We start from the raw sequence: 21,142 nt of genomic DNA, 5'->3' as shown, positions 1-21,142 counted from the left end.
CATGCCTGCTAAGGGTCCGAGCGGCGCCAAGCTCAACTCGAGATGGCTCACCATCGTCGGCATCGGCGAGGACGGTTTAGCGGGTCTCGGCGACGAGGCCAAGCGGCGGATCGCCGAGGCGGAGTTCATCTTCGGTGGCAAGCGGCACCTGGCGCTCGTCGCTTCCTTCGCCAGGGGCAAGCAGCGACCCTGGCCGGTTCCGTTCGATGCCGGAATGGCCGAGGTCTTGGCGCTGGCCGGCGGAAACGTCTGCGTGCTCGCCTCCGGCGACCCGTTCTTCCACGGGGTCGGCGCCACCCTCGCCCGCAAGGTCAACCCGCGCGAGATGTATGTCATCCCAGCGCCGTCAGCCATTTCGCTGGCAGCCGCGCGTCTTGGCTGGGCGCTGCAGGACATCGAGATCATCTCACTGCACAGCCACCCGATCGACCTGATTCGCCCGCTGCTGCAGCCCAACGCACGCATCCTGGCGCTGACATCGGATGGCGACGCACCTGCTGCAATTGGGCGCCTGCTTACCGAACTAGACTTCGGCACTTCGCGGTTGACGGTCTTGGAAGCGTTAGGCGGGCCGAAGGAGACGTTGCGTTCGGTTCGTGCCGACGCCTTCAACCTCGAAAACATCAATCCGCTCAACGTGCTGGCCATCGAAATTGATTCGAACCCGCAAGCGCGCGTGCTGCCGCTCACATCAGGCCTTGCCGATCATCTGTTCGAGCATGACGGCCAGATCACCAAACGCGAAATCCGCGCCGTAACCCTGTCGGCGCTGGCGCCGAGGCGCGGCGAATTGCTGTGGGATGTCGGCGCCGGTTCAGGCTCGATTGGCATCGAATGGATGCTCGCCCACCCTTCGATGCGCGCCATCGCCATCGAGGCCGATCCGGCCCGCGCCGCCCGCATCGGCCACAACGCCGTTGCCTGCGGCGTTCCCGGCCTCGTCATTGTGGAAGGCAGCGCGCCCAAGGCACTGGCCAGGCTAGAGACGCCCGATGCCGTCTTCATCGGTGGCGGCGGCAGCGACGCCGGCGTCTTGAATGCCGCCATCAGAGCCTTGCGCGCCGGCGGCCGTCTTGTCGCCAACGCGGTGACGTTGGAAATGGAAGCCCTGCTCCTCGCCCAGCACACAAGGCGCGGCGGCGACCTCACCCGCATTGGCATCTCCCGCGCTTCGCCGGTCGGCTCCATGCAGGCATGGCGGCCGGCCATGCCTGTCACGCAATGGAGCTGGGTAAAGCCATGATGGTCGCGGGCATCGGCAGCCGCAAAGGCGTAACCGTCGAAGACGTGCTCGCGGCGATAGAAACCGCGCTCGAAGCGCATGGCCTGGCGATGTCGGCTCTTTCGGCACTGGCTACCGCGGCGCTCAAGAAGGATGAAGACGCGATCGCCGCCGCCGGTCGAAAACTGAACCTTCCGGTCATTATCGTCGATGACGCAGCCCTTCAGGCCGCCTCGCCGCGGACGCTCAGCAACTCCAGTCTCTCGGGGGACTTGGCCGGCACCCCATCGGTCTCGGAAGCCTCCGCCCTTGCCGTCGCCGGCAAAGGCGCCAGCCTGCTTGGTCCGCGCACTGTGCTCGGCGCGGTCACCTGCGCCATCGCCATCAGCGGAGACGCGCCATGACCGTCCATTTCATCGGCGCCGGCCCAGGTGCGGCCGACCTCATCACGCTGCGCGGTGCCAGGCTCCTGGCGAGTTGCCCGGTCTGCCTCCATGCCGGGTCGATCGTCGCACCGGAATTGCTGCAGCATTGCGCGCCGGGAACAAAATTGATCGACACCGCGCCGATGTCGCTGGATGAGATCGAGGCTGAATATGTGGCGGCCCACAAGGCCGGCCATGATGTTGCCCGCCTGCACTCCGGCGACCTGTCGGTGTGGAGCGCTGTCGCCGAGCAGATCCGCCGGCTGGAAAAGCATGGCATCCCCTACACGATGACCCCGGGCGTCCCGTCCTTCGCCGCCGCCGCCGCCGCACTTCGCCGCGAGCTGACCATTCCCGAAGTCGCGCAAAGCCTGGTGCTGACCCGCGTCTCCGGGCGTGCGTCGAAAATGCCGCCCGGCGAAACGCTGGCCGCCTTCGGCCGCACCGGCGCCACGCTGGCCATTCATCTTGCCATCCACGCCATCGATCGCGTCGTCGCCGAACTGACGCCGCATTATGGCGGCGATTGCCCGGTCGCGATCGTCTTCCGCGCGTCCTGGCCGGGTGAGCGGGTGCTCACCGGCACGCTGGAGACGATCGAGGCAAAGCTCGCCGCCGATCCGATGGAGCGTACGGCGCTCATCTTCGTCGGCCGCTCGCTGGCGGCGGAAAGCTTTGGCGAGAGTTCATTATACGACGCCCATTATCAGCGGCGTTTTCGCGGACGGGACGGATTGTGAGCGGCAGCACCAGCAATAAAGGCGGAAACGCCACGCTCGAAGGGGCGCTCGCGCGCCTGAACTTCAAGCCTCGTCCGCTTGAGCCGGGCCATGTCTGGCTGGCCGGCGCCGGTCCCGGCGATCCCGGCTGCCTGACCCTGGAAGTGCTGGCGGCGCTGGCCGAAGCGGATGCGCTGGTCTACGACGCGCTGGTTTCGCCTGATGTCGTCGCTGTTGCCGCAAGTGCCGAGCTTTTCTTTGCCGGCAAGCGCGGCGGCCAGCCCTCGATGAAGCAGGACGACATCACCGCCCTGCTGGTACGGCTGGCGCGTGAAGGTCGCCGCGTCGTCAGACTGAAGGGCGGCGATCCCTATATTTTCGGCCGTGGCGGCGAAGAGGCGCTGGCGCTGGCGCGCGAAAACATCCCGTTCCGTGTGCTGCCGGGCCTGACATCGGGCCTCAGCGCGCTGGCGGCCACGGGCATCCCGGCCACCATGCGCGGCATAAACAAGGCTGTCATCCTGGCGACGGGGCATGCCGCCGGCACCGATGACGACATCGACTGGGCGGCGATCGCCCGCACCGGCCAGCCTGTGGTCGTCTATATGGGCATGGCCAATCTGCCACTGATAGCAGCCGCCTTGCTCGACGGCGGACTGGCGCCGTCGACGCCGGCGGCCGTGATTGTCGCCGCGACGACACCGCAGGAGCGAACCGTCGTGGCCACGCTGGCCACCATTGCCGAGGAAGCGGCGGCTGCCGGGCTCGCCTCACCGGCACTGATCGTCGTCGGCGGCATCGTCGCGATGCGCGCGGCACTGGCAGCGCAAGCATGACGGCGCGCGCGATCATCATCGGCGCGCCGCGCTCCGGCTCGGGCAAGACCAGCGTCACCATCGGCATTCTGCGCGCGCTCACCCGGCGCGGCCTGAAGGTGCGCGGCGCCAAATCCGGCCCGGACTATATCGACCCCGGCTTCCACACCGCCGCCACCGGCCTGTCCGGCGTCAACCTCGACAGCTGGGCGATGTCACCGTCGCTGCTCAATGCGCTCGCGGCACAGGCAGCCGACGATACCGACTTCGTCATCCTCGAAAGCGCCATGGGCCTGTTCGACGGTATTCCGGCCTCGCCGGGGCGCACCGGTTCGGCCGCCGATCTGGCCCGGCTTTACGGCCTGCCGGTTCTGCTGGTGCTCGACGTGTCCGGCCAGTCGACCACGGCGGCGGCCGTCGCCAAGGGTTTTGCCATTTACGATCCGGATGTGCGCATGGCGGGTGTCGTGCTCAACCGGCTGGGCAGCGAGCGTCACCGGCGGCTGTCCGGCGACGCCATCGAGGCGATCGGCCTGCCAGTCGTCGGCGCCATCTTGCGCGATCCCACGTTGAACCTGCCCGAACGCCATCTCGGCCTCGTCCAGGCCGGCGAATATGACGATCTGATGGCGCATCTCGACCGGCTCGCCGACATGGCGGAGAAGTCGCTCGATCTCGACGCGGTCATGGCGCTGGCGACACCCCTGGCCCCGGCAGTTGGCGACTTCACCGACGCGCTGCGGCCGCCCGGCCAGCGCATCGCACTGGCCGAGGATGCCGCCTTCAGCTTCCTCTACCCGCATGTTGCCGCCTGTTGGCGCAAGGCAGGAGCGGAAATTGTCCCGTTCTCGCCGCTCGCCGACGAAGCGCCGGACGAGGATTGCGATGTCTGCTGGCTGCCCGGCGGCTATCCAGAGCTTCACGCCGGCAAGCTGGCCGCCGCCACGAATTTCCATGTGGGAATGGCGCGTTTCGCCGAGAAGAGGCCGATCCATGGTGAGTGCGGTGGCTTCATGGTGCTTGGTGAAGCGCTGGAGGATGCCGGCGGCGAAACGCATCGCATGCTCGGCCTGCTCGGCCATTCCACCAGCTTCGCCAGGCGCAAGATGAATCTCGGCTACCGTGAGGCACGGCTGCGCGCCGACTGTCCGCTGGGGCCGCAAGGCGCACTGATCCGAGGTCACGAATTCCACTATGCGCAGGTGACGGCCACCGGCAATGATGAGCCGCTGGCCGACCTCGCCGACGGCCAGCGCAATCCGCTCGGCGCTTCCGGCTACCGGCGTGGCCATGTCAGTGGCACCTTCTTCCACGCCATTGCACGGGCCTAGACCATGAAGCGCCCAAGAATCACCCTGTCGCCTCGGCAAGTCCTCGATGACATCGCCTTTTGCCTGGTCTTCTTCACCCGCCTGCCACTGCCCGTCTTCGATTTTCGTGGCCGCAGCCTCGCCGCCGCGATCTGGGCCGCCCCCATTGCCGGCCTTGTCGTCGGCTTGATCGGCGCGATCGTCTTTGCCACGGCGGAACGTTTTGGCCTTGCCATAGGACCGTCGGCCGCCCTCGCCCTTGTTGCAACCGTGCTCACCACAGGCTGCCTGCATGAGGATGGGCTGTCCGACGTCGCCGACGGCTTCGGTGGCGGCAAGTCGCGCGGACGCAAGCTCGAGATCATGCGCGACAGCCGCATCGGCGCCTATGGTGCCATGGCGCTGGCGCTATCGCTGCTGATCCGCTGGAGCACGCTTTCGGAACTCACCGATCCCACGCAAGCCCTCTTCGCTCTGGTGGCGGCGCATGCCGCTTCGCGCGGCATGCTCGGCGCCTTTATGCATCTTTTGCCGCCAGCGCGATCCGACGGCCTCTCGGCAGACGCCGGCACCGTCTCAATCGAAATGGCAATAGCCGGCGCCGTGCTTGGCGCGATTCCGCTGCTCCTGCTTGGCGCCGGCGGCGCCATCGCCGCGCTCATCCTGCTCGGCCTGCTGTTTGCTGCCTTTCACGCCCTTTGCCTCAACCAGATCAATGGCCAGACGGGCGACACGGTTGGCGCCTTGCAGCAATTGAGCGAGATCGCGGTGCTTCTCGTCGCTTCCGTCGCTCTTTCCTGATCCCCTTTTGCCTAATTCCCTTCCGGAGACCTTGCCCCCATGCCCTTCAAATCCCTCGATGAACTGCGCGCCGCCTGTCTCGACCTGCCCGCCGGCAGCGAGGCGGCAGCCAATGCCGTTGCCAGCCGCCAGGACACGCTGACCAAACCGCAAGGCAGTCTCGGCCGGCTGGAAACGATCGCCGCCTGGCTGGCGCGCTGGCAGGGCCGTGACATGCCGAAGCTCGACCGCGTGAAAGTCTTCGTCTTCGCCGGCAACCACGGCGTCACCGCGCAAGGCGTGTCGGCCTATCCTTCGGAAGTCACCGTGCAAATGGTGGCGAATTTCGCTGGCGGGGGTGCTGCCATCAACCAGCTCGCCCGCATCGCCGGCGCCGAGCTCGACGTCATCCCGCTCGACCTTGATCATCCAACCGGCGATTTCACCCAAGTGCCCGCAATGGATGAGAAACCCTTCCTCGCCGCGGTCTCGGCCGGTTACGACGCGGTGACGAAAGATCTGGACCTCGTCTGTTTTGGCGAAATGGGCATCGGCAACACCACGCCGGCCGCCGCCATTTCGGCGGCGCTTTTCGGCGGGGGTGCCGAAAAATGGACCGGGCGCGGCACCGGCGTCGACGATGCCGGACTGAAGCGCAAGGTGGTCGCCATCGAAGCCGGCCTGAAGCGCCACGCCGCCGCCCTTGCCGATCCGCTGGGGGTCGCAGCCAGCCTCGGCGGGCGCGAACTCGCCGCCATCTTCGGCGCCACGCTCGCCGCCCGGCATCTGGGCATACCCGTGCTGCTAGACGGCTTCGTCTGCACCGCCGCCGCCGCGCCGCTGGCAAAGCTGCACCCAACCGGCCTTGCTCATACGACCGCCGCACATGTCTCCGCCGAATCGGGCCATCGCGGCCTGCTCGAAGCGCTCGCCCTGCCGCCGCTACTCGATCTCGGCATGCGGCTCGGCGAAGGCTCCGGCGCGTGCCTCGCCGTCAACATCGTGCGCTCGGCGCTGGAGTGCCATGCGAGAATGGCGAGTTTTGCCGAGGCTGGCGTGTCGGAGAAGTAATGCGCGGATCGCCTTGATGTACAAACCCTCATAAATTTTCAGAGGCCCAAAAACAGCGGGTTCGCGATGTCCTTGCCCGGAGTGAGTGAAATTTCGACCGCAAAAAGCGGCCCCGGGCGCCGCTCGGCCTTTCCGCAGGCTCAACGAAGGAGGAATATTAGCAGGAAAGAATATATTAACGACTGTGATGCAGCCTTCCATGCGGGGACGGGAAACGCCTCCTCATCGGACGTTCCAAACGCGCGCCCTCAAGCGCCGGGACGCTCGACCAATGCGGAGCAAACGCATGAGTGTCGGAGCAGCTCTCGAACTATTGCTGCGGTTGATTCATAGCCGAGCCATGAAGTTGGCGGCGTTGCCGGAGGATGAAAGGGATATACATTACGATCTCATCCGCCGCTCATGTTGCGAAGCCGCCGAGCACATCGGGCAAAACCCCGACAAGGCAGCCATCACGGCAAACGACATGGTTGAGTTTGTTCGCGCACTGGTGGGAATCATCGAAGTGGGCTGTGGATCAGGCCAAGGGCCAAGCACCGATCGGCCGCCGCCAGCGCGACATTTTGGCAGCCGGGAGAATGGCATGACACGCGTCTAGAGCATGATGCGGAAAAGTGTGGGTGCTGGCCCAAAATATTTGGAGACGGACCTCCGCCTGCATCCATCGGGGTCCCTCACCTCGTCCAACAAATTGATTTTGTTAGATTTTGGTGGGTGCGCACAGGATTGAACTGTGGACCCGCTGATTAAGAGTCAGCTGCTCTACCAACTGAGCTACGCACCCACTCGGCCGGCAAAAACCGGCGTTGGCGGGCATATAGCCGCCGACACCGGTCCTGTCCAGCCCTGCTGGAATCATTTCCCGACAAATCGCATCAAGCCTTGTCGTGCCGGGAAAGAATGCGGAGGCGATCAGACGAAAAGCTTGCCTTCCGCCACCTTGATCGCGTTGCCGCCAATGCGCGCGGACGCCAGCTTTCCGCCTTGCACGGTCAGTTCGAGGCGAATGCGCGACGGCCGCCCCATCTCCAGTCCCTGCTCGATCCACAATTGCGAAACCCCGTCCGTCGGGCCGTCGAAATGCATGATGGCGCCGGCGAAGGCCGCCGCCGCCGAACCGGTCGCCGGGTCCTCGTAGGACGGCGTGCCGGGCACGATCATGCGCACATGGAACGCGCTTTCGTGATTCACCGTTTCGCGGCAATAGACGTACGGGCTGGCGAAGGCCCATTCGCTCTTGCGCGGCGCCAGTTCCGACCACGCCTGGTTGTCCAGCCGGATCCGGCCCGCCGCCTCGAGGTTGGCGACCGGGATGGTCACATAGGGCACGCCCGCCGACCAGAAGGCGACGCGGTGATTCTCGAAGCCGATCTCGTGCGGTGTCAGGCCGAGTGCCGCGCCGATCGCCTCCGGATCGGCGTCGAGCTTCAGCGGCTCCGGCAGCTTGGCGAGGTCGAATTCGGCGAAGGTGGCGCCATCGTGCTTGCTCACGGCGCAACGCACCGGACCAATGTTTTCTTCCAGCACGAAAATGCCGGCGCCGCCCTCACCGGCCAGTTCCGCCAGCGCGATTGCCGAGCCCACCGTCGGGTGGCCGGCGAACGGCATTTCATAATCGGGGGTAAAGATGCGGATGCGGTTTCGGTGCTTGGGATTGTCCGCCGGCAGCACGAAGACCGATTCGGACAGGTTGAACTCGCGCGCGATGGCTTGCATCGCGGCGGTGTCCAGACCTTTGCAATCCAACACCACCGCCAGCGGGTTGCCGGCCAGTCGCTCGGTCGTAAACACATCGTAAAGCAAGTAATTCCGGGTTTGCATTCCTGCCTCAATCCCAACATGGGCGAAATTTAATTTGATATTTGAACCGATAAGCCTGATCTGTGCACAGACAGGGACATTACGCATAATAGGGGTCCGACGTGGACCAGATTGTCAATCTGCCAAAGGCGGAATCGGATTCCGCCATTGAGACGGCGCTAGGGCTCGACCAGATCGGCCGGCGCAGGACGCGCCGCCGCGGCTGGCTCTACGCGCTGCTGGCGCTGATCGTCCTCGTCGCGACTTTTGCCGGCTACCAATGGTATGCCGGCACGCCGACCAAGATCGACTATACGACAGTGCCGGCCGCCAAGGCCGACCTCATTGTCCAGGTTTCGGCGACTGGCACGCTGCAACCCCTCACCCAGGTCGACATATCAAGCCAGCTCTCCGGCATCATACGCTCGGTCACGGTCAACGAGAACCAGCAGGTGAAGAAGGGCGACGTGCTGGCTGCACTCGACACCGCCAAGCTGCAGGTCCAGATCGAACGGGCCGAAGCGTCCGCAAAAGGGGCGGCTGCCAATGTCGAGGACGCCCGGGTGACGCTCACCGAGAACGAGAGCGCGCGTGTCCGCGCGGCGGCCCTGACCAAGCGCGGCATGGCCACCGACCAGTCGCTCGAGGCCGCGACCGCGACCCGCGACCGCTCCAAGGCTGCACTCGACAGCGCCGAGGCCAATCTCGCCATCGCCAATGCAGACTTGAAATCGCAGCAGACCGATCTCGCCAACAGCACCATCTATGCGCCGATCGACGGCATCGTGTTGACCCGTTCGGTCGACCCCGGCCAGACGGTCGCCTCTTCGCTGCAGGCGCCGGTGCTGTTCATCATCGCCGCGGATTTGAGGAACATGGAGCTGGTGGCGGCGGTCGACGAAGCCGACATCGGCGCGGTCAAATCAGGCCAGCATGCCCGCTTCACCGTCGACGCCTTCCCCGACCGGCCGTTCGATGCCGAGATCCGCGACATTTCCTATGCCTCGGTCACGACGGATGGGATCGTCACCTACAATGCGCGGCTCGAGGTCGACAACAGCGAACTTCTGCTGCGCCCGGGCATGACCGCCACCGTTTCGATCGTTACCCGGCAGGCCAAGGATGTGCTCACCGTGCCGGCCAGCGCCTTCCGCTACCGACCGGCGCAGCAGGCCCCGCGTGGCTGGAGTCTCGGCGACCTGTTCACCGGCCGCATGGGCCGCCCCGACCGCCAACGCCAGGCGGCGAAGGCCCCCACCGATGGTTCTCGCACGCTCTATGTGCTGGAGAACGGCCGGCCGCATCCGGTCAACGTCAAGATCGGCTCCACCGATGGCGAACTGACAGAGATCACCTCCGGCCTGGAGGAAGGAGCGCAGATCATCACCGCCTCGCAGTCGCGGAGCTGAGGCTATGGCCGCGGGCGCGCCCCTCATCATCTTCGACACGGTCTGGAAGAGCTACGGCCAAGGCGGAGCCAAGGTGCATGCGCTGGCCGGCGTCGACCTTGCCATTCGGCGCGGCGAATTCGTCGCCATCATGGGTCCGTCGGGCTCCGGCAAGTCAACGGCAATGAACATCATCGGTTGCCTCGACACGCCGACGGCCGGAACCTACTCCTTCATGGGCGTCGATGCCGGCCGGCTCGACCGCAACCGCCGCGCCATGTTGCGCAACCTTTATGTCGGCTTCGTCTTCCAGGGCTACAATCTCTTGGCCCGCACCACCGCGGCGGAGAACGTCGAACTGCCGCTGATCTATCGCGGCGTCGCCGCCCGCGAGCGCCGCGACCTTGCCATGCAGGCGCTGGCTGAGGTCGGCCTTGTCGGCCGCGAGCATCACACGCCGGCCGAGCTCTCCGGCGGCCAGCAGCAGCGCGTGGCGATCGCACGCGCCATCGTCACCAGGCCGACGCTGCTCGTCGCCGACGAGCCGACCGGCAATCTCGACACGGCTCGCACCCACGAAATCATGGAACTGCTGACGCGGCTGAACAAGGAGCTTGGCCTGACCGTCGCCATGGTCACGCACGAGGCCGATGTCGCCGAATATGCCGAGCGCACCATCCGCTTCCTCGACGGCCATGTCGCCTCCGACACAAGGAACATGGAGACGGCATAACCATGATCTGGGAAACCATCCGCCTCTCGCTGCGCTCGATCCGCCGCAACGTGCTGCGTTCGTTCCTGACCTTGCTCGGCATCGTCATCGGGGTCGCCGCCGTCATTGCCATGCTGACCATCGGCTCCGGCACCACGCAAAAGGTCAAGGCCGACATCTCCAAACTCGGCAGCAATCTGCTGGTCGTCCGGGCCGGGCGCCCGGCCGGTCCCGGAGGTCCGGGCGGGCTCGATCAAGCGGTGCGGCCGCTGGCGGAAAAGGACCTGGCGGCGCTGGTTGCGCATCTCTCCGGCGCGCGCGCCATCTCGCCGGCATCGCAGAAGCAGGTCCGCGTCATCTTCGGCACCGAAAGCCTGACCTCAGGCGTCACCGGCACCGACAGCGCCTATCTCGACGCGCGCGACTGGAAACTGGTGTCCGGCCGCCCGTTCAGCGATTCCGAAACCCGTTCGGGCACCGGCGTGTGCCTGATCGGCGAGACGGTGCGCCAGCAATTCTTCGGCACCGGCGATCCCGAGGGTGAGATCATCCGCGTCAACCGCACCTCCTGCAAGATCGTCGGCCTTCTCGAGCCGAAGGGCTATACCGGCTTCGGCCAGGACCAGGACAATGTCGTGCTGATGCCGCTCGCCGCCTATCAGCGCCGCATCGCCGGCAACCGCGATATCGACAACATCTACATCGCCGCCGACGACCGCACGCCGACCACCGAATTGCAGCCGCGCGTCGAGGATATTTTGCGCGATGCGCGCCGTATAACCCCGGACCGCGAAAGCGATTTCGCCATCCGCGACATGACCCAGATCGCCGATGCCATGGCCAGCGCAACTACGACGATGACCGGCATGCTGGGCGCGGTCGCCGGCGTCAGCCTGCTGGTCGGCGGCATCGGCATCATGAACATCATGCTGGTGTCGGTCACCGAGCGAACCCGCGAGATCGGCATCAGGCTCGCCATCGGCGCGCATGAAAAGCACATCCTCATCCAGTTCCTGGTCGAGGCGACGGTGCTGTCGCTGCTCGGCGGCATCATCGGCATCCTGATTGGCCTGGCGCTGGCCGGCCTCGCCTCGATGACCTTGACCATACCCTTCGCGCCGAGCCCGGCGGTCATCCTGCTCGCCGTCGGCTTCTCGGCGCTGATCGGCATGGTGTTCGGCTTCTTCCCGGCCCTGCGCGGCGCCAGGCTCGACCCGATCGACGCGTTGCGTCACGAGTAAAGGAGCAAGCTGCGAAGGCAGCCCGGCACTCCGGGCCGGTGTTACACAACCTTCTGCTCGAGACGATCATGCAGGATCGTGCGGCGCTTGCCGGCAGGCATCGCCGCGATACCGAAACGTAGCTCAGCCACGGTGACGGCCGATAGATGCAGGGTTTCGACGGCTTGCGCGTCGATCCATGCTGTGACACGGGGATCGGGTGCAGGTTTCCACGGCTCAGAAATCACATTGGTGTCGATGAGGATCATTCGAACCGCACCGGCTCGCCCGGTGTTTTGTCGCGAAGCTGTTGCAAGGTATCGACATCCTCTTGAGACAATCCGGCCTCGCGGCCGATGGCGGCGAGCAGGGAGCCGAGTTTGACCCGATTGGTCGGCCGCACAGCCGTTTCCAGGATTTCACGCATTTCGGCTTCGGTGCTGCGGCCGTGGTGCGCTGCCCGCACCTTCAAGGCGCGGAGCGCGCAACAGCCCGTGTACGGTTTTATCATCTGCAAGAAGCCACTCAGACCATCGCGTCTGCGATCATGACATCGGCACGAAATTTTAATTTCCGTTCGCGAAATGCCACTCGATCAGGGGCTCCATGTGCGGCGACAGACCGTCCGGCAGGTCGTCGGCATGGCGGATGATCACCGGCCCCTCGATCTCCGGATCGGCTTCGGTGGCGACGAAGGCCACGATTCGGCGCGCTATCTCATCGGCAGGCTCGTCGACGTGATAGCGGCGGAAGATGACGGTGCCGCTTGCCGTCGACAGCGCGTGCCAGCGCACCCCGCGCCTGGCATCCGACAGGTCGAGGCCGGTCTCCTCGCGCACCTCGCGGATCATGTTGAAATCGACATCGACCAGCCCATCGCGGAAATCGGTCGGCTCGAACGAACCGGCGGCGAAATAGACCCGGCCGGCATTGACGGTTCGCGGCCCCATGCGAATCGCCACCAGCGCATTGTCGCCGGCCACCAGCACGGCATGGGCATAGGCGTGTTCGGCGCCGGAATTCTCGCGCCGCTTCCGCCACAGCATGAAGGTCGAGTAGTTGACCGCATGGCAGAGGCCAATGAGGCTCCGGTCGCGATAGGCAAGTTCCGAAAGCAGAACCACGGTGCCGTCGAAGAGCGCCGGATTGGTCTCGATCTCGCTCTGCCAGTTCTCGGCGATCGCCCCGGCATTATCCACCGCGAAGGGATGCGGGCCGGCATCGAGACGCACATCGATGGCGTCGACCGGCAGGATGACATTGCGTGGAAGATCAAAGCTCATGTCGGCTCAGGCCCGATCCTGCCCATCAGGCCCCGGGCCCATACTCCCCATCATGCCATGTCCAGCGTGATCGCCACCGGGCAGTGGTCCGAAGCCTTGGGCCGATCCCAGCCGGCGCGCGGGAAGCGCTCGACTTCCTGGCCCGCGGGAAAGATCGTGCGCCAGGGCTGACCGTTGCGGATGATGTCGGGAACCGCGGTGGCGTTCTTCGCCGCCAGTCCCCTGGAAAGCAGGATATAGTCGAGCTGGCACAGATGCCGCTCTTCGGGTCCGCGTGTGTGATAGAAGGTCCAGCGGTTCATTTCCGGCCGCCGCTCCACCACGTTTTCGCAGAAGCCGCCCGCTGTCAGCACGTTGATGCAGGACAGGTTCTCGTCAACCACCTCGAAACGGTAGCCGTCCACTTCATCGCCGGCGATCTTCACCCGCTGGCGGTGATCGTTCATGTCGCCGCAGATCGCCCAGCGCTTGTCGGCGGCATGATCCACACCGAAACGCTCCTCGATGATGCGCCGCACGGCCTGCGCTTCCGCGACGCGCACCGGCATTGTCGCTTCGCGTCCGTCGAGCCCGTTGCGGGGCGAGCCCATCGACTTGAAGTGCACGAGATAAAGCGTCATCGATGCGCCGCCCACCCTGATGTCGACCTCCAGGCAGTCGCGCCGGAAGATGCGTTCATTGGACTGGTTGCCGAGGGCCGCCAGCTCCGGCGTATGCAACCCGAACTGCTCGTAGGTGACATAGGCGTGGCTGGTCATGCGAACGAATTCGATCGGCTGTCCCTGCGCGGTTTCGTTGCGCATCATCACGGCGACATCGATGCCGCGCGAATCATTGCCCGACGTGGTGTATTTCTGGCGGTAACCCTGCCCCACCATCTTGAACAGATAGCCGTACTCGAACGCCTTCAGCGCTTCGATGTTGTCGACCTCCTGCATGCAGATGATGTCGGCGCGGGTGGCGGCGATGGCCAGTGCCGTCAGCTGGCGCGTGTCGTCGGATTGGGCGATGGCGCGCGCCTGCTCCAGTATCTTGTATTCGGCCTCGCTCTGGATATCGAACATCGCCAGCGTGCGATCCTCGTTGAGCTGGTTGCGATAGCCGGAAAAATCGAACCTGTTCATCAGGTTCTCGACATTGAAGGTGGCAAGGCGCAGCGACATGCCCTGACCTTTGCCTGCAAGAGCGGCGGAAAACAAGATCGCGGGACCACAAGCAGGGATGCTTTGGTCCTGGTGGCCTTCGCCCTATGGTTGACGGAACCTTTCCGTTCATCCGCCGTTCAGACGCAAAGGCCCACAGTAGGCTCATTCCCAGGGTAGGCGTGGGGCCTGTATCTCTTGGAGAGTGCAATGAATTCGCTCTTTTCTTCCACCGTCAAATCCGGGCTGATTGCGCTCGGTATTGTCTCCGGTATCACGGCGCCATCCGCCGCCGGTCCGATCCTGCAGCCCGATCTATCGATCCCGGCCAGCACCGCCGCGCCAACGGTCACCCCGGTCCGCGAAGACTGGGCCGGCGGCAACAACAATGGCGGCGATTGGAGATGGCGCCGGAACTGGAACGGCGGCCACTGGAATGGTGGTGGCAACTGGAGCGGCCGCCACTGGAATGGCGGAGGCAACTGGAGCGGCCGCCACTGGAATGGTGGCGGTAACTGGAGTCGCGGCGATGACTGGCGCTGGCGCCATGGCCGCCGCCATTATCACGGCGGCTACTACGATGATGGCGCCGCCGCAATCCTCGGCCTTGGTCTGGGGCTCGGCCTTGGCAGCATGTACAACAACTATAACAACTACGATTACTATACGCCGGCGCCGCGCCGCTACTACCGCGCCGGCCGGCTTTCGAGCGCCCATGTCCGGTGGTGCTACAACCGCTACCGTTCATATCGCGCCTACGACAACACGTTCCAGCCCTATAACGGCCCGCGCCAGCAGTGCTGGTCGCCCTATAGCTGAGCTGGCTGCGGCTGATGTGGAGAAAATGAAAACGGCGCCACCTGGCGCCGTTTTTGGTTTTGACCGTTCGAAGTTAGAGGGCTTCGAGCCTGTCGATTTCGCTCAGTTCTTGGCCTTGTCGACCAGCTTGTTCTTGGAAATCCACGGCATCATCGCGCGCAGCTTGGCGCCGACTTCCTCGATCTGATGGCTGTCGTTGTTGCGGCGGATCCCCTTGAAGCGCGACATGCCGGCGCGGTATTCCTGCATCCACTCCGAGGTGAACTTTCCCGTCTGGATGTCCTTCAGCACGCGCTTCATCTCGGCCTTGGTTTCGGCGGTGATGATGCGCGGGCCCGAGACATATTCGCCCCATTCGGCGGTATTGGAGATCGAGTAGTTCATGTTGGCGATACCGCCTTCATAGATCAGGTCGACGATCAGCTTGACCTCGTGCAGACACTCGAAATAGGCCATTTCCGGCGCGTAACCGGCTTCCACCAGCGTCTCGAAGCCGGCGCGGATCAGTTCGACCAGGCCGCCGCACAGCACGACCTGCTCGCCGAACAGGTCGGTCTCGCATTCCTCGCGGAAATTGGTCTCGATGATGCCCGAACGGCCGCCGCCGACGCCACAGGCATAGGAGAGAGCGAGGTCGAGCGCGTTGCCCGAGGCGTCCTGGTTGACGGCGACCAGGCACGGCACGCCGCCGCCCTTCTGGTATTCGCCGCGCACAGTGTGGCCCGGGCCCTTTGGCGCGATCATGACGACGTCGACGGTCGACTTCGGCTCGATGAGGCCGAAATGCACGTTGAGGCCGTGCGCGAAGGCGATCGCGGCGCCGTCGCGGATGTTCGGCGCGATCTCGTTCTTGTAGATGTCGGCCTGCAATTCGTCGGGGGTCGCCATCATCATCAGGTCGGCCCATTTGGCGGCATCGGCGACGCTCATTACCTTGAGCCCGTCGGCCTCGACCTTCTTGGCGGTCGCCGAGCCGGCCTTGAGGCCGATGGCGATCTCCTTGGCGCCGGAATCCTTGAGGTTGAGCGCATGCGCCCTGCCCTGGCTGCCATAGCCGATGATGGCGACCTTCTTGCCCTTGATCAGGTTAAGATCGGCATCACGATCGTAATAGACACGCATTTTACTTCCTTCCCGTTTTGAAGATCAAAGGCCTTGAGGCCCGGTTTTTGCTCCGAAAAGAGCGAGAAACTGTTGCGTCGCCCGCGCGGCATCGCCGCCGATCGCCGCCTCAGTCAATTCCAGCCGGTCACCGAGCAGCAGACGGATCTGCACATCCCGGCCAACCAGCCCGAAAAAGGTACGGAATGCCGTCTCGGCATCCGCAAATTCAAGGAGCCCCGCCTGCCGGCCGGCTTCCAGCACCGGCTTCAGCCGCTTGGCCAGTGCAAAGCGCCCATTCTCCAGCACGACGGCGCCGAGATTGTCCTTCCCCGAACCGGCATGGCCGACCGCCACCCTATTGAGCGCGATCGAGGTATCGCTCGAAATGACCATGAGCCAGTCGCTGGCAAAGCGCTCGAGGCTCGCCGTCAACGAGGCAAGGTCGAGCCCCTTGCCGTCAACCTGCGCCACCCGCACCTTCGACGCCTGCCACTGCACGGTCGCCGTCAGCAGCCCGTCGCGGTCGCCGAACCATTTGTAGAGCGTTTCCTTGGAACAGCTCGCGCGGCGGGCCACGGCGGTCATGGTCAGGTTGTCGCCGTCTTCGACCAGCAGCCGCAGTGCCGCATCCAGGACGGCCTGCTGCCGCTCCGTCAGTGTCTCGCTGTTGTCGATGTCGGGCACGATGTGCAACACGCTCTTCCCTCGCGGACGGCCAAGCCAGTCATTTTCGGCAGCCGTACCGTACGTTACGGTTCGCCTTCTCCTCTATGGCCTATTGCACCGAACCTTGCAAGCCCTATTTCTCTTCGGACGGCTTCGCTGCCGTTGTCCTAAGGGGAGAAACATGTTGGCCGGTTTGCTGGCCTTGGCCATAGCCGCCGTGTTCACCGGCGCGGCGATCTATGTCAGCGCGGCCGAGCAGCCGGCACGGTTGCGGCTGGATGACAGGTCCCTGCTCCAGGAATGGCAGCCTTCCTACAAACGCGGTGCGGCCATGCAGGCATCGATCGCCATCGTCGCCTGCGTTCTCGGCCTTGTCGCCTGGTGGCAGACCGGCGGGCTTGCCTTTCTTAGCGGCGCGGTGACGATCATCCTGCCCTGGCCGTGGACCCTTGTTGTGATGATGCCGACCAATCGAGTGCTGGAGGCAATGGACCCGGAAGCGGCCAATCCGCTGGCCAGGGCGCTGATCGTCAGATGGGGCAATCTGCACCTAGTTCGCGCGGCGCTCGGTGTGCTGGCGACGCTGTCTTTTCTCTGGGGCAGCCATCTGCCTTGACCCGCCAGGCCGGGCTCGTCCCTGCGGAATCAGTCCGCGGCAGGCGGATGGCGCAGCCGGCCGAGCAGTGCCGAGACCGTGCTCAACTCATCCGGCGAGAGCTTGGCACCCACCAGTTCGGCGATCGAACGTCCGTAGACCGCCCACATCCGGCGGCGCGTCTCACGTCCCCTGGCCGTGATGCGAATGGTTTGCCCACGGCCGTCATCGGCCACCGGCAGTTTCTCGACCAGCCCGTCGGCCTCGAGCCGGCCCAATAGACGCGAGATGTTGTACTGCGCGAACAGGGTGCGTTCGATCAATTGAAACGGCCGCAAGCCGCCCTCGCCCGCCTCGGCAAGCTCGTGCAGCACATCGTACCAGGCGAGCGGCGGCAGGCCGCCCTCCTTCAGCGCGTCTTCGGCCCGTTCCATCAGTTGGCGCGAAACCCGCATCAGGCGGGCCCAGGCCTTGATGGCATCCGGCGAAGGCTTGGCTCTTTCGGTCATGGCCCACCCTAGGCGATAGATGCAAATGCATCAAGCTTGACGATCAATGCAAATGCATCTACATAAATGCAATTGCATCGATGTTGAAAGGCACATTCCTATGAAACCCGCCGACACCCTCGTTCTCGTCAGCCATCCGCTCTGCCCCTATGTCCAGCGCGCCGCGATCTCGCTGGCCGAGAAAGGTGTGCCCTTCGAGCGGATCGACATCGACCTTGCCGACAAACCGGCCTGGTTCAAGGCGCTCTCGCCGCTCGGCAAGGTGCCATTGCTGCGCGTGAGGCAAAATGGCGACGAGACGATAGTCTTCGAATCCGCGGTCATCCTCGAATTCCTCGAGGAAACGCAGGCCAGTCCCCTCCACCCCGCCGACCCTTATGCCCGCGCCCGGCACCGTGCCTGGATCGAGTATGGCTCAGCCATCCTCAACGCCATCGGCCGGTTCTATTCAGCGCCGAGCGAGGCTGGATTCCTCGCCGAGTCCAGCGCGCTGTCGGCGATGTTTGACTGCCTTGAGGCTGAACTCGCTAACGATACCTTGCGGAGCGGGCCATGGTTCGCTGGCAGCCGCTTTTCCCTCGTCGATGCCGTTTACGGTCCGGTCTTCCGCTACCTCGACGCCTTCGATCGGATCGGCGATTTCGGCATTCTTGACGGCAAGCCGCTTGTCCGGGCCTGGCGCAGTGCGTTGAGTGACCGACCGTCGATCAGGCAGGCCGTGGCGCCGGACTATCCGCAGCGCCTGCATGCCTTCCTGCGGGCGAAGGGATCTTTTCTATCGAGCCTCATTCGGCAAGGCGATCCGGCCATCGCGCTTCGGCAAGCCCAGCCCGCCTGAACGGATCGATCACCGTGCCGGCCACCATCGAGGCCAGGAACCGCGGCGCCGGCGGAATCTTGGCAATCGTCGCCACCAGCCTGTCGCGGATGAAAGGCAGCGCCACGGAGTCCGACTGGTAGAAGGGCGTGAATGCCAGCGACAGCGCCTGGAAGGCCCGCACATGCCAGCGCCGCGCTTTCGCATAGCCTTCTAGAGCAGCCTCGACGCTGCCCGTTCGCGCCAGCGCATGGCTGAGCGCCGCGGCGTCGAGCAGCGCCATGTTGGCGCCCTGGCCAAGCTGCGGACTGGTCGAATGCGCGGCGTCGCCGACCACGGCCAACCGCCGGCCAACCGGAGACTTCATCGTGTGATGGCCATAGCGGGCCAGCGAGAGCTGGTCGAAACTGCCGATCTGGCTGGTGAACGCCTCGGCTTGCGGCCACAGCCGCACCACCCGCTCCTTCCAGGCATCGATGCCAAGGTTGCGCACGGCATCGGCATCCGCCGGTTTCAGGCTCCAGAAGAAGGCCGCCATCCTTTCGGCATCGGGTTCCGGCCGGCCGATCGGCAGCACGCCGATCATCACGCTGGCCTTGTCGTAGCGCTGCAAAAGCGCGTGCTCGTCAAAGCCCTCGCCTCGCCAATCCAGCGATGCCCAGAATGCGCCATAGGTGAGTGGTCGTGGCGCCCCGGCATTGCCGGCGCACTGCCGCAGTTTCGAACGCGAACCGCTGGCGTCGACGACAAGATCGAACGGCCCCACCCTTCGTCCATTGCCACGGACCAGCGTCGCCCGGTCGCCGGTGTCCAAAGTCTCGATTTCGACGCCGGTTTCGATGGCGATGGTCTCACGCCGGGCAGCGCGAAACAGCACGCCGAACAGAGCCGCCCGGTGCACCGCCAGGCCGAAGCGACCGCCGTGCTGGGCGTCGTAGCGGACGTCGAGCACGGTGCGGCCGGTCGAGGCATCGGCGCCATGCAGCCGGTCGATCCTGCTGCCCAGTGCCATGATGTCGTCGAGCAGGCCGAGATCGGCAAGCACCGTCAATCCGGTCGGCTGCAGGATCAACCCGGAGCCGACCGGCTTCGGTTCCTCAAAGCGCTCGAAGATGGTGACGCGGTGCCCGGTACGTCTGAGATAGAGCGCCATGGCCAGCCCAGCCGGACCGGCGCCTGCAATTGCGATATCGTAGGAAATGCCGTTGCCCCCAAGCCGCACTGGCCGGGACAATCCTTCAGCCGCCGGATGAAATCAAGTCGCGATACCGAATGCTAACCGGCTGGGTCAAGCCTGTGTCGAATCAAAGGAAGTGCGCGCGTCGCGCACCGCGTGGTGGTTGTTTTCAGCCCAATTCAACAAATGCTGCAAAGCGTCGAACATCGAGCGCCCAAGGTCGGTCAGGCTGTATTCGACACTGGGCGGCTTGGTCGGAAACACCTCGCGACGCACATAGCCGTCGCGCTGCAGATCATAGAGCGTCTGGGTCAGCATGCGCTGCGAAATGTCGGGAACCAGCCGCCGCAGCTCGCCGAAGCGATAGGGCTGCTCTGCCAGGGCCGCCGTCAACAGCGAGTTCCATTTACCATTGAGCCCCTGAATGACGTCACGGACCGGGCAATCGGCAATGTTTCCGCCTTCGGTCATCGCTTTGTAGACTTCGAGTTTGGATTTCAGATCGACGGTCCGGCTGTCCATGGCTGGTTCCCTGCGTGTGCCTACTTCCCCAAAAACTGCCTTCTTTACGGCGGTGGGTCAATTCCTATTTTAGTGCTGGTCTCTTTTTGAGACCACCACCCGAACCGCCCTTCCGGCGCAATGTCAGGATCCCCCATGACCGCAACTCTTCTCGTCACCGGCGCGTCCGGCCAACTCGGCCGCAGCGTCATCAACCATCTGCTGGACACATTAGAGGTGCCGGCGGCCCGGATCATCGCCACGACCCGCACGCCCGCCAATCTTGCCGACCTGTCAGCGCGCGGCGTCACCGTTCGCGAGGCTGATTTCGACGATCAAGCCTCGCTCGCCAAAGCCTTCGCCGGCGCCGACCGGGCGCTCATCATTTCGACCAACGAGCTGGCGATCCAGGGAAAGCGGCGCGAACAGCAGCTTGCCGCCGTGGCGGCGGCTAGGCAGGCTGGCGTCGGCCACCTGCTCTACACCTCGCTGCCCAACACGGAGCCGGGTTCGCCGGTGCTCTTTGCGCCCGACCATTACGACACCGAACAGGCGATCAAGGCCAGCGGCATTCCCTACACGATCTTCCGCAATGGCTGGTACGACGAGAACCTGTTCATGGCGATGCCGCAGATCCTCGCTTCGGGCCAATGGTATACGTCCGCGGCCGACGGCGCCATTTCCTATGGCGCGCGTGACGATCTCGCCGCCGCCATAGCCGCGGGGCTGGCTTCGGACAACACCGAAAGCAAGACGTATACGCTGACCGGCCCCAGGGCCTATACGTCAGCCGAAGTCGCGGCACTTGTCACCGAAGTCACCGGCAAGCCGATCCAGGTCATTCAGCTCTCGGACGAAGCCTTGACCGAGGGGATGAAGAGCGCAGGCCTTCCCGAGCCCATCGCCCGGCTTCTCGTGTCCTTCGACGCCGCCACGCGCGCCGGCGACCTTGGCATGGTAACGGACTCGATAGAGACACTTTCCGGCCGGAAGTCAGTACCGCTGAAGCAGTTCCTCGAGGCCAACAAGTCCGCATTGGCAGGCTGAAACCAGCGCGGCGGGAAGTC

General features: G+C 64.7%; 24 protein-coding genes, 1 tRNA gene and 1 pseudogene. 15 read left to right on the top strand and 11 right to left on the bottom strand.

The genetic code is table 11. The annotated features are described in order from the left end of the window. Nucleotide 1 precedes the first annotated feature (1 nt). The 8 genes from cbiE (at nt 2) to FJ941_RS01315 (ending at nt 6,940) form a co-directional block, all read left to right on the top strand. Nucleotides 2-1,243, top strand: coding sequence for a precorrin-6y C5,15-methyltransferase (decarboxylating) subunit CbiE (gene cbiE, locus FJ941_RS01350; RefSeq protein ID WP_140502547.1), 1,242 nt, complete (start codon nt 2-4; stop codon nt 1,241-1,243). Next, nucleotides 1,240-1,626, top strand: coding sequence for a cobalamin biosynthesis protein (locus tag FJ941_RS01345; protein WP_140502776.1), 387 nt, complete (start codon nt 1,240-1,242; stop codon nt 1,624-1,626). Before cbiE ends, FJ941_RS01345 begins: the two co-directional genes overlap by 4 nt. After that, nucleotides 1,623-2,387, top strand: a complete 765-nt coding sequence (cobM, locus tag FJ941_RS01340) for a precorrin-4 C(11)-methyltransferase (protein WP_140502546.1) — start codon at nt 1,623-1,625, stop codon at nt 2,385-2,387. The genes FJ941_RS01345 and cobM overlap by 4 nt, the downstream gene beginning before the upstream one ends. Next, a complete protein-coding gene (gene cobA, locus FJ941_RS01335; RefSeq protein WP_140502545.1) occupies nt 2,384-3,202 on the top strand; it encodes a uroporphyrinogen-III C-methyltransferase in 819 nt (272 codons plus the stop codon). Before cobM ends, cobA begins: the two co-directional genes overlap by 4 nt. Continuing rightward, entirely contained in the window at nt 3,199-4,512 is a 1,314-nt protein-coding gene (locus tag FJ941_RS01330; RefSeq protein WP_140502543.1) for a cobyrinate a,c-diamide synthase, read from the top strand. The genes cobA and FJ941_RS01330 overlap by 4 nt, the downstream gene beginning before the upstream one ends. Nucleotides 4,513-4,515: 3 nt before the next feature. Beyond that, on the top strand, nt 4,516-5,292 hold the full coding sequence (gene cobS, locus FJ941_RS01325) for an adenosylcobinamide-GDP ribazoletransferase (RefSeq protein ID WP_140502542.1): 777 nt from the start codon (nt 4,516-4,518) through the stop codon (nt 5,290-5,292). 39 nt (nt 5,293-5,331) lie between these two features. Then, nucleotides 5,332-6,342, top strand: coding sequence for a nicotinate-nucleotide--dimethylbenzimidazole phosphoribosyltransferase (cobT, locus tag FJ941_RS01320; RefSeq protein ID WP_140502540.1), 1,011 nt, complete (start codon nt 5,332-5,334; stop codon nt 6,340-6,342). Nucleotides 6,343-6,628: 286 nt separating this feature from the next. After that, nucleotides 6,629-6,940, top strand: a complete 312-nt coding sequence (locus FJ941_RS01315; protein ID WP_140502539.1) for a hypothetical protein — start codon at nt 6,629-6,631, stop codon at nt 6,938-6,940. 110 nt (nt 6,941-7,050) lie between these two features. Here FJ941_RS01315 and FJ941_RS01310 read toward each other — a convergent pair. Further along, nucleotides 7,051-7,126 (bottom strand) — tRNA-Lys (locus FJ941_RS01310). 128 nt (nt 7,127-7,254) lie between these two features. Beyond that, nucleotides 7,255-8,163, bottom strand: a complete 909-nt coding sequence (locus FJ941_RS01305; RefSeq protein WP_140502538.1) for a PhzF family phenazine biosynthesis protein — start codon at nt 8,161-8,163, stop codon at nt 7,255-7,257. Between the two features lie 101 nt (nt 8,164-8,264). On the opposite strand from FJ941_RS01305, the gene FJ941_RS01300 reads away from it, so the two are divergent. From FJ941_RS01300 to FJ941_RS01290, 3 genes are read left to right on the top strand one after another with little or no spacing between them, the layout of a single operon-like run. Next, a complete protein-coding gene (locus tag FJ941_RS01300; protein ID WP_140502536.1) occupies nt 8,265-9,551 on the top strand; it encodes an efflux RND transporter periplasmic adaptor subunit in 1,287 nt (428 codons plus the stop codon). A 4-nt stretch (nt 9,552-9,555) separates the two neighbouring features. Then, nucleotides 9,556-10,263, top strand: a complete 708-nt coding sequence (locus tag FJ941_RS01295) for an ABC transporter ATP-binding protein (protein ID WP_140502535.1) — start codon at nt 9,556-9,558, stop codon at nt 10,261-10,263. A gap of 2 nt (nt 10,264-10,265) precedes the next feature. Then, the gene (locus FJ941_RS01290) at nt 10,266-11,483 is read left to right on the top strand and encodes an ABC transporter permease (RefSeq protein ID WP_140502533.1); all 1,218 of its coding nucleotides are present in this window, start codon (nt 10,266-10,268) and stop codon (nt 11,481-11,483) included. Between the two features lie 44 nt (nt 11,484-11,527). On the opposite strand, the pseudogene FJ941_RS01285 reads toward FJ941_RS01290, so the two are convergent. From FJ941_RS01285 to FJ941_RS01270, 4 genes and pseudogenes are all read right to left on the bottom strand, one after another. Continuing rightward, a pseudogene (locus tag FJ941_RS01285) lies at nt 11,528-11,731 on the bottom strand (PIN domain-containing protein); the annotation flags it as partial. After that, a complete protein-coding gene (locus tag FJ941_RS01280) occupies nt 11,728-11,973 on the bottom strand; it encodes a plasmid stabilization protein (protein ID WP_140502775.1) in 246 nt (81 codons plus the stop codon). The gene FJ941_RS01280 and the pseudogene FJ941_RS01285, both read right to left, overlap by 4 nt. Before the next feature lie 55 nt (nt 11,974-12,028). After that, nucleotides 12,029-12,745 (bottom strand): hypothetical protein, encoded by a 717-nt coding sequence (locus FJ941_RS01275; protein ID WP_140502532.1) that lies wholly within the window; start codon nt 12,743-12,745, stop codon nt 12,029-12,031. A gap of 50 nt (nt 12,746-12,795) precedes the next feature. Next, nucleotides 12,796-13,908, bottom strand: a complete 1,113-nt coding sequence (locus FJ941_RS01270; protein WP_140502530.1) for an endonuclease/exonuclease/phosphatase family protein — start codon at nt 13,906-13,908, stop codon at nt 12,796-12,798. A 189-nt stretch (nt 13,909-14,097) separates the two neighbouring features. Between FJ941_RS01270 and FJ941_RS01265 the strand changes: the two genes are divergently transcribed. Then, nucleotides 14,098-14,706 (top strand): BA14K family protein, encoded by a 609-nt coding sequence (locus tag FJ941_RS01265; protein WP_140502529.1) that lies wholly within the window; start codon nt 14,098-14,100, stop codon nt 14,704-14,706. Nucleotides 14,707-14,808: 102 nt separating this feature from the next. Here FJ941_RS01265 and ilvC read toward each other — a convergent pair whose 3' ends face one another. Then, complete coding sequence (ilvC, locus tag FJ941_RS01260) at nt 14,809-15,828, bottom strand: ketol-acid reductoisomerase (protein WP_013531065.1); 1,020 nt, start codon at nt 15,826-15,828, stop codon at nt 14,809-14,811. A gap of 24 nt (nt 15,829-15,852) precedes the next feature. After that, the gene (locus FJ941_RS01255) at nt 15,853-16,506 is read right to left on the bottom strand and encodes a TetR/AcrR family transcriptional regulator (protein WP_140502527.1); all 654 of its coding nucleotides are present in this window, start codon (nt 16,504-16,506) and stop codon (nt 15,853-15,855) included. A 154-nt stretch (nt 16,507-16,660) separates the two neighbouring features. Between FJ941_RS01255 and FJ941_RS01250 the strand changes: the two genes are divergently transcribed. Next, nucleotides 16,661-17,092, top strand: a complete 432-nt coding sequence (locus FJ941_RS01250; protein ID WP_181169699.1) for a DUF1772 domain-containing protein — start codon at nt 16,661-16,663, stop codon at nt 17,090-17,092. 29 nt (nt 17,093-17,121) lie between these two features. On the opposite strand, the gene FJ941_RS01245 is transcribed toward FJ941_RS01250, so the two are convergent. Next, nucleotides 17,122-17,580 (bottom strand): MarR family winged helix-turn-helix transcriptional regulator, encoded by a 459-nt coding sequence (locus FJ941_RS01245; RefSeq protein ID WP_140502524.1) that lies wholly within the window; start codon nt 17,578-17,580, stop codon nt 17,122-17,124. Nucleotides 17,581-17,680: 100 nt separating this feature from the next. Here FJ941_RS01245 and FJ941_RS01240 point away from each other — a divergent pair, with 100 nt between their 5' ends. Beyond that, nucleotides 17,681-18,418, top strand: coding sequence for a glutathione S-transferase family protein (locus tag FJ941_RS01240; RefSeq protein ID WP_140502523.1), 738 nt, complete (start codon nt 17,681-17,683; stop codon nt 18,416-18,418). On the opposite strand, the gene FJ941_RS01235 is transcribed toward FJ941_RS01240, so the two are convergent. Then, complete coding sequence (locus tag FJ941_RS01235) at nt 18,366-19,631, bottom strand: NAD(P)/FAD-dependent oxidoreductase (RefSeq protein WP_140502522.1); 1,266 nt, start codon at nt 19,629-19,631, stop codon at nt 18,366-18,368. The two genes, FJ941_RS01240 and FJ941_RS01235, sit on opposite strands and share 53 nt — an antisense overlap. Before the next feature lie 54 nt (nt 19,632-19,685). After that, the gene (locus tag FJ941_RS01230) at nt 19,686-20,096 is read right to left on the bottom strand and encodes a helix-turn-helix domain-containing protein (RefSeq protein ID WP_140502520.1); all 411 of its coding nucleotides are present in this window, start codon (nt 20,094-20,096) and stop codon (nt 19,686-19,688) included. Nucleotides 20,097-20,231: 135 nt separating this feature from the next. Between FJ941_RS01230 and FJ941_RS01225 the strand changes: the two genes are divergently transcribed. Next, nucleotides 20,232-21,122 (top strand): SDR family oxidoreductase, encoded by an 891-nt coding sequence (locus FJ941_RS01225; RefSeq protein ID WP_140502519.1) that lies wholly within the window; start codon nt 20,232-20,234, stop codon nt 21,120-21,122. The last annotated feature ends 20 nt before the right edge of the window (nt 21,123-21,142 follow it).

Source organism: Mesorhizobium sp. B2-3-13 (genome assembly GCF_006442195.1).
GTDB classification, from domain to species: domain Bacteria; phylum Pseudomonadota; class Alphaproteobacteria; order Rhizobiales; family Rhizobiaceae; genus Mesorhizobium; species Mesorhizobium salmacidum.
This window is presented reverse-complemented; position numbering and strand designations above follow the sequence as displayed.

Bases quoted from the DNA above. Each gene is read 5' to 3' on its own strand.
- FJ941_RS01290 (WP_140502533.1), top strand. From the start codon at position 10,266: ATGATCTGGGAAACCATCCGCCTCTCGCTGCGCTCGATCCGCCGCAAC.
- FJ941_RS01275 (WP_140502532.1), bottom strand. From the start codon at position 12,745: ATGAGCTTTGATCTTCCACGCAATGTCATCCTGCCGGTCGACGCCATC.
- FJ941_RS01245 (WP_140502524.1), bottom strand. From the start codon at position 17,580: ATGACCGAAAGAGCCAAGCCTTCGCCGGATGCCATCAAGGCCTGGGCC.
- cobM (WP_140502546.1), top strand. From the start codon at position 1,623: ATGACCGTCCATTTCATCGGCGCCGGCCCAGGTGCGGCCGACCTCATC.
- FJ941_RS01315 (WP_140502539.1), top strand. From the start codon at position 6,629: ATGAGTGTCGGAGCAGCTCTCGAACTATTGCTGCGGTTGATTCATAGC.
- cobT (WP_140502540.1), top strand. From the start codon at position 5,332: ATGCCCTTCAAATCCCTCGATGAACTGCGCGCCGCCTGTCTCGACCTG.
- cobS (WP_140502542.1), top strand. From the start codon at position 4,516: ATGAAGCGCCCAAGAATCACCCTGTCGCCTCGGCAAGTCCTCGATGAC.
- FJ941_RS01280 (WP_140502775.1), bottom strand. From the start codon at position 11,973: ATGATAAAACCGTACACGGGCTGTTGCGCGCTCCGCGCCTTGAAGGTG.
- cbiE (WP_140502547.1), top strand. From the start codon at position 2: ATGCCTGCTAAGGGTCCGAGCGGCGCCAAGCTCAACTCGAGATGGCTC.
- FJ941_RS01345 (WP_140502776.1), top strand. From the start codon at position 1,240: ATGATGGTCGCGGGCATCGGCAGCCGCAAAGGCGTAACCGTCGAAGAC.
- FJ941_RS01230 (WP_140502520.1), bottom strand. From the start codon at position 20,096: ATGGACAGCCGGACCGTCGATCTGAAATCCAAACTCGAAGTCTACAAA.
- FJ941_RS01265 (WP_140502529.1), top strand. From the start codon at position 14,098: ATGAATTCGCTCTTTTCTTCCACCGTCAAATCCGGGCTGATTGCGCTC.
- ilvC (WP_013531065.1), bottom strand. From the start codon at position 15,828: ATGCGTGTCTATTACGATCGTGATGCCGATCTTAACCTGATCAAGGGC.
- FJ941_RS01240 (WP_140502523.1), top strand. From the start codon at position 17,681: ATGAAACCCGCCGACACCCTCGTTCTCGTCAGCCATCCGCTCTGCCCC.
- FJ941_RS01330 (WP_140502543.1), top strand. From the start codon at position 3,199: ATGACGGCGCGCGCGATCATCATCGGCGCGCCGCGCTCCGGCTCGGGC.
- FJ941_RS01295 (WP_140502535.1), top strand. From the start codon at position 9,556: ATGGCCGCGGGCGCGCCCCTCATCATCTTCGACACGGTCTGGAAGAGC.
- FJ941_RS01225 (WP_140502519.1), top strand. From the start codon at position 20,232: ATGACCGCAACTCTTCTCGTCACCGGCGCGTCCGGCCAACTCGGCCGC.
- FJ941_RS01305 (WP_140502538.1), bottom strand. From the start codon at position 8,163: ATGCAAACCCGGAATTACTTGCTTTACGATGTGTTTACGACCGAGCGA.
- FJ941_RS01270 (WP_140502530.1), bottom strand. From the start codon at position 13,908: ATGTCGCTGCGCCTTGCCACCTTCAATGTCGAGAACCTGATGAACAGG.